Below are 18588 nucleotides of genomic sequence, written 5' to 3'. Positions count from 1 at the left end.
CCGTTGCCGATGCAGGGGCAAGAGCCTTTTAACCAAGAAACTTAACATCACAATCAACCAATATCGTCCTGAAATGAAAAAGCTATTAGCCATGGCAATGCTGGCGACAGCCGCCATAAACACTCATGCCATCGAGAACCAACCGGACTCTCTTTATCTCTTCTCTTACACCACCGACCATAACAAAAACCACGACGGGCTGCATTTTGCATGGAGCATAGACAACAAGTCGTGGCACAAGATAGGTGGCTCCCATAACTTTGTGTCCAGTGACTACGGACCGTGGGGCAGCGGAAAAAGGATGATTGACCCTGTGCTTCTCCGCCGTAAGGACGGCAAATGGGTGTGCACGTGGCTTGTGAACGAGGACGGCAAGGTCATTGCCAACACCGAAACGGACGACCTTATCCTATGGAAACCGCAGGATTATTATGCTGCCGGCGACAAGAAAAACGGCAACAGGAACATTGAAAGGCAGCAGATTGTCTTCCCTGACGGTGACCGTCGGAAGGGCGTTGTCATAAAAGTGGAGCGCGCGGTGGTTAACGACCTTATCGCGGAATATGAGCGCAGCCAGTACCGTAACGCACGCCAGTCGGAGCTTATGCGTGACGACCCGATGAGGTTCAAAGGACTGAAGGATGTGACATTCACCGTCACCGCCAACCCGACCGACAAGAAAGCAATCAGTCCGGAGCTGTTCGGAATATTCTTTGAGGACATCAATTATGCTGCCGACGGCGGACTTTATGCGGAACTTTTGCAGAACCGCGACTTTGAATATACACCGCATGATGTCCGCGGACGCAACAAGGACTGGAACGCTACATACGCCTGGAGCATTGAAGGAGAGGGGATTACGATGTCCATAGACACCGTTGCACCCCTGCATCCCAACAATTCGCACTATGCTTTGCTGGACATAAGCACCACGGGCAGCGCACTTGTCAACGCAGGATGGGACGGTGTGGCGGTCAAAGCAGGAGAGAAATATGACTTTTCGATGTTCGCGAAGTCGGAAAAGGTCACGCCTTTTGAACTAAGGATTGTCGACAAGGACGGCAATGTGATAGCGCGCCGTAAGATAAACATAGGAGGAAAGGGCTGGAAACAGACGAAAACAGTCGTCGTTCCTGACAAAACGGTCAGTGACGGACGACTGGAACTCCGCCCGTTAGCTACCGGAAAGGTTGCTGTCGATTTCATTTCGCTCTTCCCGCAAAACACATTCAAGGGACGGAAGAACGGCATGCGCAAGGACCTTGCCGAGAAACTTGTCGACCTTCATCCACGGTTCGTGCGCTTCCCGGGCGGATGTCTCGCCCACGGCAATGGCCTGCACAACATCTATCGCTGGAAGAACACCATAGGAGAACTGTGGGAAAGAAAAGGGATGCGCAACATCTGGAACTACCACCAGACAATGGGACTCGGCTATTACGAGTACTTCCGCTTCTGCGAGGACATCGGTGCGACGCCGCTTCCGGTGATTGCCGCAGGCGTGCCGTGCCAGAACTCTTCCGACGGAGGTGACGGTCAGCAGGGCGGTCTGCCTATGGAGGAGATGCAGCAGTACATTCAGGACATCCTCGACCTTGTCGAATGGGCACGTGGCGACAAGTCTACGAAATGGGGAAGCCTCAGGGCAAAGGCGGGACATCCCAAGCCTTTCGACCTTAAATATATAGGCATAGGCAACGAAGACCTTATCTCCGATGTCTTCACCGTGCGCTATAAGATGATTTGCGAGGCAGTGAAGGCGAAGTATCCTGACATTCAGATTGTCGGAACGGCAGGGCCTTTCAACCGTGGCTCTGACTATGAGTATGGCTGGAAACTGGCAAACGAGATGAATCTCGATGTCATTGACGAGCATTACTATGTCCCTTCGGGCTGGATGATTTACAATCAGGACTTCTATGACTCCTACGACCGCAACAAGACCAAGGTCTATCTCGGCGAGTATGCTTCCCATACGCCGGGCAAAAAGCACAACATGGAGTCCGCCCTGACCACCGCTCTCTATCTCGCCTCTGTCGAAAGGAACGCCGATGTGGTACAATTGTCAAGCTATGCGCCGTTGCTTTCACGCCGCGGACATCAGCAGTGGTCGCATAATCTCATTTACTTTGACAATGCTTCCATACGTCTCACCACCGACTACCATGTGCAGAAGCTCTACGGACGGAATGCCGGTGACGAGTATATCCCTTGTTATGCAAAAGCTGACAATAACCAGGAGAACGTCCGTCTGCGCATGGGACACAGCATCGTACGTGACTCCGGGACGGGCGACGTCATCATAAAGCTGGTGAACCTCCTGCCTGTGAAGGTGACGACAAAGCTGAATCTTGAAGGGATTCTTGGCACTACCGTCCGTGCAACGGCAGAGACAATGGCGGGAAAGCCTGCTGACGAGGGTGTTGCTCCTGTGAAAACGGAACAGGAAGTAAGCCCGGTGATTGACTATGAGATGAGTCCCTATTCATTCACCGTCATACGTTTTAACCCTGACAAGAAGTGAAATGTTGCATTTCCTGCAGCATCTTTTGGTATGAAAACAAGCCTTTTGACATGACAGAGAAAATAAGCTATACTGTGAAAACTATAAAAGCATTGAAACACCTGACCTTGCTTGCACTGCTTTCCCTCATCCCCATGCAGGGAAAAGCCGTCAAGACGGAGAATGACAAAACGGGAACATTCACGACAGGCAACAAGACTTTCCTGCTCAATGGCAAGCCTTTCCTCGTGAAAGCTGCCGAACTCCATTATCCACGCATACCGCGTGACTACTGGGAACACCGCATCAGGATGTGCAAAGCGTTGGGAATGAACACCGTCTGCATGTATGTCTTCTGGAACATCCATGAGCAGAAGGAAGGCGAGTTTGACTTCTCAGGCAACAATGACATAGCGGAGTTCTGCCGCCTGTGCAAGAAGAACGGCATGTATGTCATTGTCCGACCCGGTCCCTACGTATGTGCGGAGTGGGAAATGGGCGGTCTGCCGTGGTGGCTGCTTAAGAAGAAGGACATCCGGCTGCGTGAGCAAGACCCGTACTTCATGGAGCGTGTGCGCCTGTTCATGGGTGAAGTGGGCAGGCAACTGTCACCGCTCACAATCGAAAAGGGCGGCCCTGTCATCATGGTGCAGGTGGAAAACGAATACGGTTCATACGGCGAGGACAAGCAATATGTCGGGGAAATCCGCGACATCGTCCGTGCTTCGGGCTTTGACAAGGTGCAGCTGTTCCAATGCGACTGGGCAAGCAACTTCACAAAGAACGGACTTGACGACCTCACATGGACAATGAACTTCGGCACAGGTGCCAACATCGACGCGCAGTTCAAGCGGCTTGGCGAACTTCGCCCTGACGCTCCGCAGATGTGTTCGGAGTTCTGGAGCGGATGGTTTGACAAGTGGGGCGCGAAGCATGAGACACGTCCGGCAAAGAAAATGGTGGACAACATGGAGGAGATGATTACGAAAGGCATCTCATTCTCCCTGTACATGACCCATGGAGGAACATCCTTCGGGCATTGGGCAGGTGCAAACTCGCCGGGATTCGCCCCGGATGTGACATCCTACGACTACGATGCGCCTATCAACGAGTATGGCAAAGCCACACCGAAATACTACGAACTGCGCGAGATGATGCAGCGTCATTCCAAGGAAAAGCTGCCGAAAGTGCCGGGACTGCCTGCAAAACTCATCACCGTCCCACAGTTCTCGCTGGACGAATATGTGCCCTTGTCCTACGGAATCACCAACACTCTCACCGCCCGAACTCCTCTTACGTTCGAGGAAATGGACATGGGGTGGGGCACTGCCATGTACTCCACGGAGCTCCCTGAGCTTGAAGGCGAGAGCGTGCTCACACTGAACGAGGGGCACGACTACAGCCAAGTGTTCATCAATGGCAAACTGATAGGTTCCATCGACCGTGTAAAGAAGGAGAAATCCCTCGCCCTCCCTGCCGTGAAGAAGGGCAGCCGGCTGACAATAGTGGTGGAAGCCATGGGACGAATCAACTTCGGTCGCGCGATAAAGGATTTCAAAGGTATCACCAACGGAGTGACAGTCAAGACCTCATCCGACGGACATGAGCTGACATGGGACTTGAAAAACTGGCAGATGGACATCATTCCCGATGACTATGCGACAGCCTTGCAGGCGTTTGGCATGAAGGCGAAGACGGCGTCCCCTATCGAGGGAGCGTCAGGATATTACCGCGGATGGTTCAATCTGTCACGCACCGGCGACACATTCCTTAATGTCGAGAACCTCGGCAAGGGACAAGTATATGTCAACGGTCACGCTCTCGGCCGTTTCTGGCATATCGGTCCGCAGCAGACGCTCTACGTTCCGGGCTGCTGGCTTAGGAAAGGGCGCAACGAAGTGATAGTGCTTGATGTAGTAGGTCCGAAGAAGAACATCGTTTGGTGTCAGGATTCGCCTGAGCTTGATAAGCTGCAGACAGAGAAGCCTCGCAGGAACGACAACCCTGCCGACCGCCCGAACCTCGGTGCTTACACACCTGTCGCCGCATCATCCTTCACCTCCGGCAACGGTTGGCAGACAGTTCGTTTCGCAAAGCCTGCCGAAGGACGCCACATAGCCATAGAGTGCCTCACCACGCACGACGGCACCGGCAATGTGCAGATAGCAGAGCTTTACCTCCTCGACACGGCAGGCCGACGCATCAGCCGTGAGCCATGGACTGTGAAATACGCTGACAGTGAGGACGCAAACAGGAACATGACGGGCGAGAAAGCCTTTGACCTTCAGGAGTCAACCTACTGGAGCACGGCAAAAAATGCCAAAGTTCCTCACCTGCTTGTCATCGACTTGGGCACACGGCAGACAGTCTCCGCTCTCGAATATCTGCCTCGCGCCGAAACGGGTGCTCCGGGAAGCGTGAAGGATTACAGGATTTTTGTCTATTAAAAGTAGAAGTGTCGATAAAAACACAACTGTCATTACATTGTGGAATTAATGATATATAAGGAGGAACTGCTAACGCGGTTCTTGTACACAGGTGCAGCTTATCTTATGCAAATGTACAACATTTCCCAAGCGATTCCAAATCTCATTGGGGTATAAATGGGGGTATGCCATGCGAAACATAACGATTCCATATTAGAAATATATATTCACATACACTAAAACGAATGTTCATACTTATGAAAAAACAACTTATCACAACCCTTGCCATGTGCGCCCTTGCAGCGACTGCCATGGCAGAGAACGCTCCGGCAAGGTGGACGCTCAACGCCGCAAAGCCTGAGAAGGGAATCACCGTGCAGCCTACGATGTACGGCATATTCTTCGAAGACATCAACTTCGGCGCGGACGGCGGACTCTATGCCGAGATGGTGGAAAACCGCTCGTTTGAGTTCCCACAGGCTCTCATGGGCTGGAACACTTTCGGCAATGTCACTGTCAACACGGCAGACCCTGCTTTCAAGAACAATCCGCACTATGTCACACTGAAAGACCCGGGACATCGCGACAAGCGCACCGGTCTCGAGAACCACGGATTCTTCGGAATGGGCGTGAAGAAAGGCATGGTCTACAACTTTTCCGTTGAGGCTCGACTTGCCGACAAAGGTGCGAAAGCCGGAAAAATAAGGGTGGAACTTATCAACAAGGATAACGATATCGTTGCCAAAAGCCGTCTCGACATCACTTCCGCCGACTGGAAGAAGCACACCATCACCATCACTTCGCCCATCACGGCAAAGGATGCGTTCATGCGCGTCTACCTTGAATCAAAGGACGCTGTTGACCTTGACCACATCAGTCTCTTCCCTTCCGACGCATGGAAAGGGGCTATCCGCGCCGACATGCTACAGGCTCTGAAGGACTTGCAGCCGGGAGTGTTCCGCTTCCCGGGCGGATGTATCGTGGAGGGCACTGACCTTGCCACACGCTATCAGTGGAAGAACACCGTCGGAAAGGTGGAGGAACGGCCGCTGAACGAGAACCGCTGGAACTACACATTCCCTCACCGCCTCTACCCGAACTATTACCAGACGGGCGGACTGGGCTTCTATGAGTATTTCCTCATCTCCGAACACATCGGTGCGACACCGTTGCCTATCCTTAACGTGGGTATGGCTTGCCAGTACCAGAACAAGGGAAACGAAGCCAAAGCCAATGTGCCTTTGGAAGAGCTTGACCCATACATCCAGGACGCTCTTGACCTTATCGAGTTCGCAAACGGCACGACAGACACAAAATGGGGCAGGCTCCGCGCGGAAATGGGTCATCCCGAACCGTTCAACCTGCAGTTCCTCGGCATCGGAAACGAGCAGTGGGACGAAGCATATCCTCAGCGTCTTGAACCGTTCATCAAGGCTATAAAGGCAAAATATCCTAAGATGAACATCATCGGTTCGTCAGGTCCTGACCCAAGCGGTGAGCGATTCGACTACGGTTGGAAGCGCATGCGCGACCTTAACGTGGAACTTGTCGATGAGCATTATTACCGTGACGAGAACTGGTTCCGTGACAACATCAAGCGTTACGACAAGTATCCGCGCAAAGGCCCTAAGGTTTTTGCCGGCGAGTATGCTTGCCACACAAAGAAAGTCGAGGGCAAAGAGCCTACACGACAGAACAATTTCCTCTCCGCACTCCATGAGGCGGCGTTCATGACAGGCATGGAGCGCAACGCCGATGTCGTCCACATGACAGCCTACGCGCCTCTCTTCGCGCATGTCGACGGCTGGCAGTGGCGTCCGGACCTTATCTGGGTGGACAATCTGGAGACTGTCCTCACACCTAATTATTATGTGCAGCAGCTCTATTCCACCAATCCGGGAACAAACGTGCTCCCGCTGACTGCCGGAAAGCTCCCTGTCGCCGGTGAGGACGGACTTTATGCTTCCGCCACTTATGACAAGCGCACAAAGGAGTATATCCTGAAAATCGCCAACCTCAACGACGGCGCACGCGAGGTTGCAATAGAGGTGAAAGGTCTGAAAAACATCGGCGCGCAGACCGTCACCACCCTCCGTTCCGACAACCCTAAGGCAATAAACACTATTGCCAAGAAGGACGTCGTGAAGCCTGTGACCACAACCATTGCCGCACAGACGGGCAACATCCTGAAGCTCTCCGTACCTGCACAGTCTTTCGCTGTCTATAAGTTCGGGAAATAATCTGTAACGTGTTGTAAATCAATGTTATAAAAATAGCACAACAAAAGGTTGCCTTTCACAGCGTGAAAGGCAACCTTTTGTTGTGTCAACCATAACACTTTGTGGTGTGAAGTGTCACCTTTTTGTTTTGCAATCATTATCATACGGTTTTTATGCCGGCAGATTGCATTCCGGATTATGATAACAAAGGCTTTTGCAGAACATGTTCTTGCTAAGGACAACGTAATGCCACATGTCAAAAACTGTCCCAAAATCACTTTGAAGCAGCCTCCAATTCCGTGGCTTTGGCATACCATACAGCGGCTTGTTTCGCATTCTTCCTTATGCCATTGCCGGTGGTGTAGCAGTCACCCAGACAGCGCATTGCCCCAACATGGCCGTAGTAACCCTTGTTCTCGCAGACATTGTTCGCCGCCTTCTTGTACAGGCGCACGGCTTCTTTCATATCCGTTTCTACACCATGCCCATCGTCATAACATCGGGCAAGCAAGTATTGCGCTTCCGGGGCATCCATTTCCGCCGCCTGACGGTACAACGCCACCGCTTTCTCCCAATCTTGCTTCACACCCTTTCCGCCGGCATAGCAGTCGCCAAGACCGCACAGAGCGTCCGGCGAGACATGTCCGTCGGCATCAACAGCCTTGCGGTACCATTCGACCGCGGAAGACATGTCATCATCCACACCCCAACCATGCTGATAACAACTGCCCAGCATGCACATCGCTTCCGCCAGGTCAGCATCCGCCAGGTCTTTTCTGTTGACTGCTTTCTTCAACCATTTGGCAAGCTGCCCCTGATAACTGTCCTTGTTCAGCCGTTCCCGTGCAGGGCGGCAGTTGTCGGATGCCTGCCAATACAATCTGAACGCCTTTGCCAGATTGCGCTCCACGCCGATACTTTCCTCATAGCATTGCCCGAGTTGATACTGAGCCGGAGCATAACCCGACTGTGCCGATTCACGGCATTTGTTTATGTAGGATGTCCGCTGTTGCCTGCCGTTGTGTCCGCTTGGTGGCTTTTACACGCGCTTTCAAAGCGGGAAGGGCATGGATGGATTCGGCGTTACCTTTCCCGGCATATATCTCAACGGTTTTGCAGACCCATTTCACATCATATTTCTTGCCTCTTTCGGCAATGGCGAGCAAAGGTGCTATGGGAGTGCAGGGATTTGTTTCCATCTCATCAAGAAAGTCGTTCCACCACATATATTCGCCTTTTTCTGCCTCTTTGTCCAACTGTGAGAGCAAAAAGGCAAACTTGTCTTCATCAAACTGCCGAACCAACAGTTTCTTGTAAATGAAATAAGCAGCCTTGCGAATGTCCAAACCGCTTTCATTGATAATCTCCTCCAATACGGGAAACAAGGTTCTGTCCGTCAGTTTCTCCGCTTCACGAAAAGCCTTCCATGAAGTCCTTTCCCACGAGCAGCGCACCTCCGGCTCATGAGGAGCGCACATCCGTCCTGTCAGTTCCAGTATATCGTCTTTTTCCATTGTGCGAGATTACTCCTTATCTTCTGAAATCACGGAACTTCTTGTTGTTCAGGGCGTTCTCTGCGGCACGGTTATAATGGGCTGCGGCTTGCTTGAAACAGTCGTAAGCCTTCTGCAAATCCTGCTCAACGCCAAGACCTTTCAAGTACATGTTGCCGAGTTCGTACTCTGCTATCCCTGCGTCACTCCCTTTCAGGGTTTTGCGGTTGATTAATTGTGTGTACAATCCCATGGCGGCATTATGGTCTTTCACGCAACCGATGCCGCGGTTATGGCACTCCGCAAGCTTAAGCATGGAAAAGGCATCGCCACTGTCCGCACCCTTCTTGAACCATTCAAACGCCTTTGTCCAATCCTTTTCCACTCCCTCGCCATCGAAATATGCAGTCGCAACATTGTAGCAGGCTTTGGTATAACCCAGTTCCGCCGCTTTCACATAGCATTCAAATGCTTGTTCCAAGCCGTTTTCCTCACGGCTGTATGTGTGTCCCAAATTAAAATATGACAAACCGTCGCCTGCCGTGTCAGCAAGTTCCTTGTAAATCTTTGCCGCTTCGTCATGCCGGTCACGGATGTCAAACAGTATTTCTTCTGGCACAGCATGCTCCCAATACAGTATGTCCGCCAGCTTCTTTTTGTCCTTGGCGTTTCCGCTCTCAGCTTTCGCCCTCAATATGTCAATCCAACGGTCGTACCATTCTATGGCAGAAGCCAGTCCCTCCTTTTCCTCCATGTCGTCGGGACGCTCATAGACATAGAGGTTCATCAGGGCTTTTGCGGCAGTAGCCACACCTTTGTCAGCTTTCTTCTTCAGGATTTCTATCTTCCTATAATGCCACTTTCTGCCCAACGCCTTGTCCTGTTCCGTGTTGTCACAGGCATAACGGTAGTAATCCGACAAGAATCCGGCAGCCTTTTCATTGCCACTGTCAGCGGCTTTCTCAAACCAAGTGATGAATCGGGGATTGTCGCAGTCAAGGTGATAATGGTAATGTCCGAGAAGCAGTTGCGCCTGCACACTGCCTTTCTCGGCTATCGGTGTGACAGCATTGGCAGCCTGCCGTGCCTCTTCCTTATCGCCTCCGTCGGCAATCCACCGCTTTATGATGTCGAACAGTTCCTTTCTTTCCATAGACACTTGGTTGTTTAGTCAAAGATTATATCCTTGTTCTTCTCCACAAACTCCTGAAGGCAATCGCATAGCGACGGCTCGAAATCGTAGTAGGCATTGTCAGTCTCTTCCCAATCATCCTCTTCGCCATCAGTGATTGCCTTGCGGTAATTATCCGCCATTTCCTTGCAGCCGACAGTGAGAATGGCGTCTTCAAGTTCGTCAGGATTAGTTTCAGGGTGATTCTCCAGATAAGCGGAATGCCCTCCGTTCTCCATTTCCGAGTCGTACCGGAAGCAGAGCACCGCTCTCTTCTGAGCCGGCGAAAGGGTCGAAATGTCACGTCCGCAAACATTTTCAATAAATTTGTTCCAATGTATATCTTGTTCTGTCATGGTGTTAGTTATTTAAAGTCCTTGAATCGCTCGTCATTCAGTGCGTTTCCGGCATTGATATTCTCTTTCTTGACGGCAAGTTTGAAATAGCGGTATGCCTTTTTCATGTCCTGCTGCACGCCGAGTCCTTCCATGTGCATGCAGCCAAGCTCATACAACGCCGTGTCTATTCCGGCAGCCTGGTGTTGCCATTTGCGGCCTGTGCGCTCGGCAAGGCACATGTATATTTCCATTGCTTTCGCATAATCCTGCTTTCCTCCGATGCCGTTCTTGTAACAGTCGGCAAGTCGCAGGGCGGCTGTTATTTCGCCCAAGTCCGCGCCTTTCCGATACCATTTGCGGGCTTGCGCATCGTCCTGCTCTGTGCCGTTGCCATAGTGGTAAGCGTCGCCGACTTTCACATACGCCTCATGATTGTTCAGTTTCGCCGCTTTCTTGAAACTTGCAAGTGCCTTTTTCCCTTCTCCCAAGTCATCATAAGCACGCCCCATATTATAGCACGCCTCCGACTTGAGGAAGTCGATACAATCGCATTTGACAACCTCTTTGTATAGTTTTACGGCTTGCAGCAGACTCCGCTTGTCATCCTCGTCCGTAAAACTTGCCAAAACCTCCTCTGGTACATTATAGCCATACAACAGAATGTCCGCCAAACTCATCTTATCCACGGCGTCGCCATTGGCAGCCTTACTTGTCAATATCCCTATCTGGCGGGCATACCATTTGCAGGCTTCCTCCACACCCTCTTCCGGATTCATGTCCTCGGGGCAATCATCAACATAGAGATTCATCAATGCTTGGGCAGCATCGGCAGCACCCTTGCCTGCTTTTTCCGCCAAAATGCCAAACCAACGCTTGTGCCATTTCAGTATCAATGCTTTTCTTTGTACGACATCTGTTCCGTCAGGGCAGTCATTGCGATAAATGTCCATTATGGCTTCTGCTGCCCGTTCATCACCACTGTCTGCGGCTTTCCCAAACCAATATATCGCTTTCAGGTTGTCGCAGTCGTGATGATAGCCCCACGAATAATACTTGCCAAGCAGATATTGCACCTTGGCATCGCCACTTTCGGCAACAGGCATTACTGTTTCAACCGCCCGGCGTGCCTGCACTTCATCGCTCTCGCCGGCATGGCACTTTATGAATTTCTTTATGATGTTCAATTGTTCTGACAAACCACCCATAACATTCACCTCCTTATTTTTTATAGGTGCAAAAATACAGATTTTTTCGGAAAACAATAAATAATATATAAAAAAATCGCTATATTTGCATCGTGAAATCCCAAACTTAGTACGACCGTACCAAGCTACCTCACATATTTTACAAACATAGCGCACATGAAATCAAACAAAATACTGCCTCTTCTCGCCCTGTCATTATGCACAGCAACTGCCATGGCACAGGAGGCGCGGGACACTCTGCTGACACGTGAACTGCAGGAAGTTGTCGTCAAAGCGTCCAAAGTCATACGCAAGGCGGACATGGACATCTACAACCCATCCAAGAGTGCTGTCGAGAACTCCAAGAACGGCATGCAGCTGCTTAACAATCTGATGATTCCTTCGCTGACAGTAAGCGACGCCCTCGGCTCCATACAGGCGGCAGGACAGTCGGTGCAGGTGCGTATCAACGGCAGGGTATCCTCAATAGAGCAGGTAAGGACATTGCTGCCTGAAACGATAAAGCGCGTGGAATGGATAGACAATCCCGGTCTGCGCTACGGCGGTGCAAACTATGTGCTTAACATCATTGTCACCAATCCTGCCGTCGGAGGCTCATTGATGGCTAACGCACGACCGGCATTGAACACAGCATGGGGCTTCTACATGGCGGACGCAAAGTTCAACACAGGACGCTCGCAATGGTCGGTGGGCGGCAACTTCAAGCTGACAAACAAGGTGAAAATCTATCGTGACTATTCCGAGACATTCACCCGTCCCGATGGTACATCTGTCACTCGCGACGAGACACCGCTGGGCGGCAATACTGACAACACAATGGCAAACGCATGGGCTTCCTACAACTACATAAAGCCTGACACAACAGTATTCATGGCGGAGTTTGGCTTTTTCCAAAACATAAGGGAGAAGGAACTCTACCACGGACTGCTCTCATTGAGCGACGGCACAAGCGACATCGACCTCACAGACTCCAACGGAAAGGAGGGAAGCACTCCGAGCCTCTCCCTTTACTGGCAGCAGAACTTCCGCAACAAGCAGATGCTCATAGTCAGCCTAAGCAGTTCGTTCTACTCCGGACGCACTTTCTCGGATTATCTTGAGTGGTTTCCCGGCACGGAAACTTACATCACGGACATCCACACCAGCATAAAGGACCGTAACCAGGCGTACGCCGTAGAGACGAACTATATAAAGAACTGGCAGAACTCACGGTTCACCGCCGGAGCGTCCTACAACGCCAACCGCAACCGCTCACGCTATGAGAGTCTTGACGGACAGGTGTTCCACCAACGGCAGGACAAGACCTACCTGTTTGCCGAATATTTCCAACGCCTCGGAAAATGGTCGGCAACGGCAGGAATGGGCGTGCAATACACTGATTTTCTCTTCAAGGAATCCGGTCTTGGCACTCACTCATGGAGTCCACGACCACAGGCGACAGTGACCTACGCACCAGACCGCAACCACAATTTCCGCCTTAACTTCACTTCATGGCAGTCCACGCCTTCACTCTCGGAGACGAACATCGTGCCGCAACAGCTTGACGGCTTCCAGTGGCGTGTGGGAAACCAGGACTTGAAGACGGCAAACTCCTACATGCTCACTTTCCGCTATGGATTCAATCTGCCACGTGTCAGCGGAACTTTCGGCGTCCGTGCCTTCACCTCACCAAATGCCATAACCCCTATGTTCCTGTGGGAGGGGGACAGACTGCTGACGACTTACGAGAACAGCCGTGGTCTGCAGAACCTCTCATTCTTCCTTGCGCCACAGATAGAGGTCATACCTAAATGGCTCACCGTGAGCGGCTACCTCCAGTACCGCACGGAACGCATGCGGGGCACAGACTATGAGCACCACAACAACGCATGGAGCGGCAACGCCTCACTGCAACTGACACATTGGGGCTTTGTACTCAGCGGACAGTACATCCGTGCACAACGTGACCTGTGGGGAGAGAAAATCTCATGGGGAGAGGACATTAACATCATCGACCTGAGCTACAACATGAAAGGCTGGCAGTTCGCCGCCGGCGTGATAATGCCTTTCGGCAAATACGACCGTGGCTATAAGACCCTCAGCCAATGGAACAGCAACGAGCAGCACGACAGAATCAACATGCGAATGCCTTACGTCCAAATCAGCTACAACCTGCAATGGGGACGGCAGAAGCGCAGTGCCGACAAACTCATCAATGCTGACGCCAACGTTGACACATCGAAAGCCGGAGGACGATGACCATCACCACCGTAACACTACCGCTGTACTTAGCACTAAGTCTGTCAACAAGATTATAATTGGAATATATTTCGAATGAAAAGCATAAGTGAAAGAGGGAATATTGCGAACCGACAACCTCTATGACTTATGCTTTTCACTCCAAAAAGAATAAGAAATTCAAAAGAAAATGGTTGCGAGCTGTAAGTAAAACAACTATTGTAGATTACTTATCACCTCGTGACCAACTTATTTTCCGACCAACACAGTCTTAACCTTAAGCGGCATTGTGCCCGGCGTGTACAGCAGTGTGAGAGTGAATGTGCCGTTCTCTAGCGTTCCTTCAAGCGAACCTGTCGTCTTGAAATCACCTGCCTGACATTCAAACTCCGGCTTGCTCATCGTGATTTTGTTGCCTGACTTCACACAAGGCACATCACTGATTGTCATCTCGCCAATATTGTAAGAATGCTCACCCATAGGTGTCTTTACTGCTATACTGAAAGCACCGAGTTTCACGGTTGCCAAAGTCTGCTCCGGGTTCGCCCAAGTGACAACAGCCGAGTTCTCGCCGACGATTGGCTCAAATGTCAGCATTGAAGGAATGCTTGTAGAAAGTTGTCCGGTGAAAGTCTGTGGGGCGGGGATTACCGGCTCGTCGTCATCACTTGAACAAGCTGAGAACGCCACACTTACGAACACTGCCATTACGCAAGCAGCAAAGCCGCGTAAGGTTGAAAGAAAAGTCTTTTTCATGATTATGTTTACCTTTTGTTAATATTAAAATTTCCGAGTGCAAAATTACTAATGTTTCCGCATTCCGACAATACCTAAAAATCAGTAAAATCAAATTTTGGGCATGCTTGTTTTTGAGTGCTTCCCGGTAAAAAATGCGAGATGAACCGACACCGTTCATCTCGCATTACGTTGTCCCAAGAAGATTCGAACTTCTACAAACAGAACCAAAACCTGTTGTGCTACCATTACACCATGGGACAATCCTAAAAAACAGGATATTCTGTCTTCATAGCCCTCCTCCCGATAAAGTTCCGGAAGCAAAGCCTCCTTCACAAGCAGGGCTAAAAGGAAGACATCCTGTTATTTGACTGCAAAGGTACAAAAAATATTTGTATTACATGCAATATTTGTCATTATTTCGCTATAATGAGGAAATATTTTTTCTTTCCCTGTTGTGCAAGCAGGTATTTCCCGTCCAGAAGGTCAGCCTCTGTGATGACCGTGTTAGGGTCGGAGAGCTTCTCTTTGTTGATTGAAACGCCACCGCCCTGTGTCAGTTTGCGCATCTCGCCCTTTGACGGGAACACCGGTGCATCGGTGGTAAGCAACTCAATGGCTGCCTTACCGATGATGTCCGCCTTGGCAATCTCATAGTGTGGCACGCCTGCGAACACGTCAAGAAGAGTCTGTTCGTCAAGTTTCAGGAGAGAATCCTTTGTGGACTTGCCGAAGAGGATGTTTGAAGCCTCCTTTGCTGTCTCAAGGTCTTCCTTTGAATGGCACATCACTGTCACTTCCTCCGCGAGGCGTTTCTGCAGTATGCGGTAGCCAGGATCCTTCTTATGCTCCTCGACGAGGGCGTCGATGGTCTCCTTGTCAAGAGATGTGAATATCTTTATGTACTTCTCTGCGTCATCATCGCTTACGTTAAGCCAGAACTGGTAGAAAGCGTAAGGTGTGGTGCGGTTGCGGTCAAGCCAGATGTTTCCGGACTCTGTCTTGCCGAACTTCTTGCCGTCAGCCTTTGTAATGAGCGGACAAGTGAGGGCATAAGCCTCTGCCTCGCTGCCGAGAGTGCGGCGGATAAGCTCCGTTCCGGTCGTCATGTTGCCCCACTGGTCATTGCCACCGAGCTGCAGCTGGCAGTTCTTTGCCTGATAGAGGTGGAGGAAATCATAGCCCTGCAGGAGCTGGTAGGTGAACTCTGTGAATGACAGTCCGTCACGTGCAGTGCCGTTAAGTCGCTGCTGCACGGAGTCTTTCGCCATCATGTAGTTGACGGTGATGTGCTTTCCTACGGTACGTGCGAAATCAAGGAAGGTGAAATCCTTCATCCAGTCGTAGTTGTTGACCATCTCTGCGGCGTTAGGGCCTTCAGCATCGAAGTCAAGGAACTTGGCAACCTGCTTCTTGATGCACTCCTGATTGTGGTAGAGAGTCTCCGTGTCAAGGAGGTTGCGCTCCTGCGACTTGCCGGAAGGGTCTCCAATCATGCCTGTAGCACCGCCGACAAGGATGATAGGCTTGTGACCGCACTGCTGCAGATGGCGCAGCATCATTATTCCGCAAAGGTGGCCTATATGGAGAGAATCTGCCGTAGGGTCAGTGCCGAGGTATGCCGTCACCATCTGCTTCTGGAGCAGTTCTTCTGTTCCTGGCATTATCTGCGCGAGCATTCCGCGCCATTTCAGTTCTTCTACAAAGTTCTTCATTGTATGTTGTTTTTGTTTTTGTTTTGTCAAGATTGACAGTACTGACAATATTGACAGTATTTATATTATTGACAATACTGCCTCATTTCACGGCACAGGGTCATGTCCGGAGCCGCCCCAAGGGTGGCAGCGCAGTATGCGCCTTATGCCGAGCCACAGCCCTTTCATCGGTCCGTGCTTGATGATTGCCTGCCGCATGTACTCCGAGCAGGTCGGCGTGAAGCGGCAGGCTGACGGAGTAAAAGGGGATATGGCGTGCTGGTAAAACCATATCGGGGCAAGCAGCAGCCACTTAACGCAGTTTTTCAAGAGCTTTGCTAATGGCATTGTCAACCTTTTTTGATTCAAAATGCTTGTCGGCAAGCCATAGGAATGCTATCAGCCTCCTTTTCCCCTGAGGGACCAAAGCCTGCATTCCGGATGCCTCTTCTTTGTTTTCCGCGCAGCAATGCCTGTACGCCTCCCTCATCTGCCGCTTTATCCTGTTACGGTCTACGGCATGCTTGAAATGGCGTTTCGAGACAGAGAACAGCACCATGACCGGGCAATCGTCCTTTCCGCCACTGCCGGCAGTGCCTTGGGCTATGTCCGTATCCAGGCTTACCATCCTTATCGGGTAAACTGTATGGGACTTGCTCTTCTTACTTGTGAAGAGTTCGTCAATGAGCGACTTGCTCTTCAGGCGTGGCGATAGTGACAGTCTTTTCAATGTATGCTTTTGTTTTGTTCGGTTATGGTGATGCTTTTGTCCGGCTTCCTGCTGCATAAGCCTCCGCTTTCCCTGTCGGCAGGGCATGTGCGGAGGTCACGCCATCCTTAGTCCTCAAGCTCGCGGAGATATGCGCGGAGTGCTCCTACCATTGACGGATGCTTGGGAGTGGGAGCCTGCACCTCGAGTTCGTAGCCTTCCGCCTCTGCCGCCTTTGCCGTCGCCGCACCGAAAGTTGCCACTTTCAGTGAGCCTTCCCTGACCTTGTCGTCAAGGTTGTCACGGAGCGTCTTCACACCTGTAGGGCTGAACAGGACAATCATGTCATAGTCGAAATTCTCCTTTTCCTCGTCAGTAAGGTCATCGTTGACCGTCTGGTACATCACGCACTCCGTATGCTTCAGATTGTTCTCGTCAAGCAAATCCTTTATGGCGTCGTTGTGCACCGAGCTCAGCGGCACGAGATAGTTCTCTCCGCTGTGCTTTGTCATGAAAGGGATGAGGTCGTCAACTCTGCCGGACTCGCCGAAGAACACCTTGCGCTTGCGGTACTGCACGTATTTCTGGATATAGTGTGCTATGCTCTCCGTGGTGCAGAAGTACTTCATTGTCTCCGGAATCTCCACACGCAGCTCCTTGGCAAGTGCGAAATAATTGTCTATCGCATGCTTTGACGTGAACACCACGGCTGTATAAGCTCCGAGTGAGACATGCTGCTGTCGGAAATCCTTTGAACTGATTCCCTCAACTTTAATGAATGGGCGGAAAATCAATTCCACTCCGTAATCGCGCTCTATATCAAAATACGGGGATTTGTCTCCCGACGGTTTCGGCTGCGAAACAAGTATTTTCTTTATCATCATCTAAGTTAATAATTTACTTTCAGATAGTTGGCTATAGTTACCAAAATACCCCACAATATCAATGGCGGCACAATTTCAAGTGTGCAAAAGTACAAAAAAATCTGCAGAAATGCACCTCTTTTCTTGAAAAATATGAGAAAGCACTTATAAAACAGCAATAATTTGACAAATATAATGACAATCAGCGCGTATATAAGTGCGTTTCCCTCGTTGAGCTTGAAGTAGGCGAGGAGGAGGAACACGGGGGTCAGCAGGATGCCGAGCCATGCCGTCGACATCATCTTCACCGCCGTCCACAACGAGCGGTCGCGGGGGGTGAAGAAGACATAATTGGCAAACTGCTGCAGTGCTGTCTCCAATCCCCACATGCTTAGCACACTGGCGAAGAAGAACCCCATGAGGGTGTACTCGCTGAGCGTCACATACACCTCCGCGACATATGCCTTGGCGTAGAAGTAGAACAGGAGCGAGAGAATCACCATGGTGTACACTCCGGCAAAGAAAAGGTAGACAGTGCCGGAGATGGACTCCTTCTCCATGATAGAGCCTTTGCGGAAGTCATGGAAGAAATGCTTTGCCTGCATGCGGAAAGTCTTCCATGAACGCTTTGCGGAGAACATCAGCAGGAAGACGAGGAAGATGAGCACCGGGGTGAGCACATCGTCCCTCTGTATGGTGTAAGGCACCGGGTCGCCCGGGATGCCGTAGCGTCCGCCGTGAATCTCGCTGTGCAGAAGGGAGTCCTTTGCAAAGAAAGACTCCTTGTAGTATTTCGGCAGCGGCTTCACCTCTGCCTTCACTTCCTCACCGGCATCAGGCATGAGGACAGAGTCCACCTTCACCTCCCAGTGGCTTTTCTTGGAGGTGAAGTCGGGAATCTGCTCTTTCTCGACGGAGTCTGGCGACAAGGTCGCGGGCACCGTCTCGACAGCTTTCTGTATGGAATCCGTTTCCTGAAGCAAGGGTTGTTGAGGGGTTGTTTTTCTTTGGTCAG

15 protein-coding genes and 1 tRNA gene are annotated in these 18588 nt (G+C 51.0%); 4 read left to right on the top strand and 12 right to left on the bottom strand.

Going from position 1 to position 18588, the window contains the following annotated elements:
- The first annotated feature begins 73 nt into the window (after positions 1–73).
- The 3 genes from E5358_RS06700 to E5358_RS06690 all read left to right on the top strand — a co-directional run bounded on the left by E5358_RS06700 (position 74) and on the right by E5358_RS06690 (position 7169).
- Positions 74–2524, top strand: a complete 2451-nt coding sequence (locus E5358_RS06700) for an alpha-L-arabinofuranosidase C-terminal domain-containing protein (protein ID WP_135939461.1) — start codon at positions 74–76, stop codon at positions 2522–2524.
- A gap of 134 nt (positions 2525–2658) precedes the next feature.
- The gene (locus E5358_RS06695) at positions 2659–4950 is read left to right on the top strand and encodes a beta-galactosidase (RefSeq protein ID WP_277821202.1); all 2292 of its coding nucleotides are present in this window, start codon (positions 2659–2661) and stop codon (positions 4948–4950) included.
- 236 nt (positions 4951–5186) lie between these two features.
- Positions 5187–7169 carry an alpha-L-arabinofuranosidase C-terminal domain-containing protein gene (locus E5358_RS06690; RefSeq protein WP_277821194.1) on the top strand — a complete coding sequence of 661 codons (1983 nt, stop codon included), beginning with the start codon at positions 5187–5189 and terminating at the stop codon, positions 7167–7169.
- A gap of 253 nt (positions 7170–7422) precedes the next feature.
- Here the strand turns inward: E5358_RS06690 and E5358_RS06685 are convergent, their stop codons facing one another.
- From E5358_RS06685 to E5358_RS06665, 5 genes are read right to left on the bottom strand one after another with little or no spacing between them, the layout of a single operon-like run.
- On the bottom strand, positions 7423–8142 hold the full coding sequence (locus tag E5358_RS06685; protein WP_277821201.1) for a tetratricopeptide repeat protein: 720 nt from the start codon (positions 8140–8142) through the stop codon (positions 7423–7425).
- Complete coding sequence (locus E5358_RS06680) at positions 8126–8662, bottom strand: hypothetical protein (RefSeq protein WP_135939457.1); 537 nt, start codon at positions 8660–8662, stop codon at positions 8126–8128. The genes E5358_RS06685 and E5358_RS06680 overlap by 17 nt, the downstream gene beginning before the upstream one ends.
- Before the next feature lie 16 nt (positions 8663–8678).
- A complete protein-coding gene (locus E5358_RS06675; RefSeq protein WP_135939456.1) occupies positions 8679–9794 on the bottom strand; it encodes a tetratricopeptide repeat protein in 1116 nt (371 codons plus the stop codon).
- Between the two features lie 14 nt (positions 9795–9808).
- On the bottom strand, positions 9809–10168 hold the full coding sequence (locus tag E5358_RS06670; RefSeq protein ID WP_135939455.1) for a DMP19 family protein: 360 nt from the start codon (positions 10166–10168) through the stop codon (positions 9809–9811).
- An 8-nt stretch (positions 10169–10176) separates the two neighbouring features.
- A complete protein-coding gene (locus tag E5358_RS06665) occupies positions 10177–11355 on the bottom strand; it encodes an SEL1-like repeat protein (protein ID WP_135939454.1) in 1179 nt (392 codons plus the stop codon).
- 156 nt (positions 11356–11511) lie between these two features.
- On the opposite strand from E5358_RS06665, the gene E5358_RS06660 reads away from it, so the two are divergent.
- Entirely contained in the window at positions 11512–13593 is a 2082-nt protein-coding gene (locus E5358_RS06660) for a TonB-dependent receptor plug domain-containing protein (protein WP_135939453.1), read from the top strand.
- Between the two features lie 228 nt (positions 13594–13821).
- Here the strand turns inward: E5358_RS06660 and E5358_RS06655 are convergent, their stop codons facing one another.
- From E5358_RS06655 to E5358_RS06625, 7 genes are all read right to left on the bottom strand, one after another.
- Positions 13822–14328, bottom strand: coding sequence for a calycin-like domain-containing protein (locus tag E5358_RS06655; RefSeq protein ID WP_135939452.1), 507 nt, complete (start codon positions 14326–14328; stop codon positions 13822–13824).
- A 171-nt stretch (positions 14329–14499) separates the two neighbouring features.
- Positions 14500–14570 (bottom strand) — tRNA-Gln (locus tag E5358_RS06650).
- 153 nt (positions 14571–14723) lie between these two features.
- Positions 14724–16022 (bottom strand): tyrosine--tRNA ligase, encoded by a 1299-nt coding sequence (gene tyrS, locus E5358_RS06645; RefSeq protein WP_135939451.1) that lies wholly within the window; start codon positions 16020–16022, stop codon positions 14724–14726.
- An 87-nt stretch (positions 16023–16109) separates the two neighbouring features.
- Positions 16110–16349: a membrane protein insertion efficiency factor YidD gene (yidD, locus tag E5358_RS06640; RefSeq protein ID WP_135939450.1), complete on the bottom strand. Its 240-nt coding sequence runs from the start codon at positions 16347–16349 to the stop codon at positions 16110–16112.
- Positions 16315–16731: a ribonuclease P protein component gene (gene rnpA, locus E5358_RS06635; RefSeq protein ID WP_168354602.1), complete on the bottom strand. Its 417-nt coding sequence runs from the start codon at positions 16729–16731 to the stop codon at positions 16315–16317. The genes yidD and rnpA overlap by 35 nt, the downstream gene beginning before the upstream one ends.
- Before the next feature lie 107 nt (positions 16732–16838).
- Positions 16839–17591, bottom strand: coding sequence for a uroporphyrinogen-III synthase (locus tag E5358_RS06630; protein WP_135939525.1), 753 nt, complete (start codon positions 17589–17591; stop codon positions 16839–16841).
- Positions 17592–17599: 8 nt separating this feature from the next.
- On the bottom strand, positions 17600–18556 hold the full coding sequence (locus E5358_RS06625) for a DUF4271 domain-containing protein (protein WP_135939448.1): 957 nt from the start codon (positions 18554–18556) through the stop codon (positions 17600–17602).
- Between the last annotated feature and the right edge of the window lie 32 nt (positions 18557–18588).

It is taken from the genome of Palleniella muris (assembly GCF_004792655.1).
In the GTDB taxonomy this organism is placed as follows: Bacteria; Bacteroidota; Bacteroidia; order Bacteroidales; family Bacteroidaceae; genus Prevotella; species Prevotella muris_A.
This window is presented reverse-complemented; position numbering and strand designations above follow the sequence as displayed.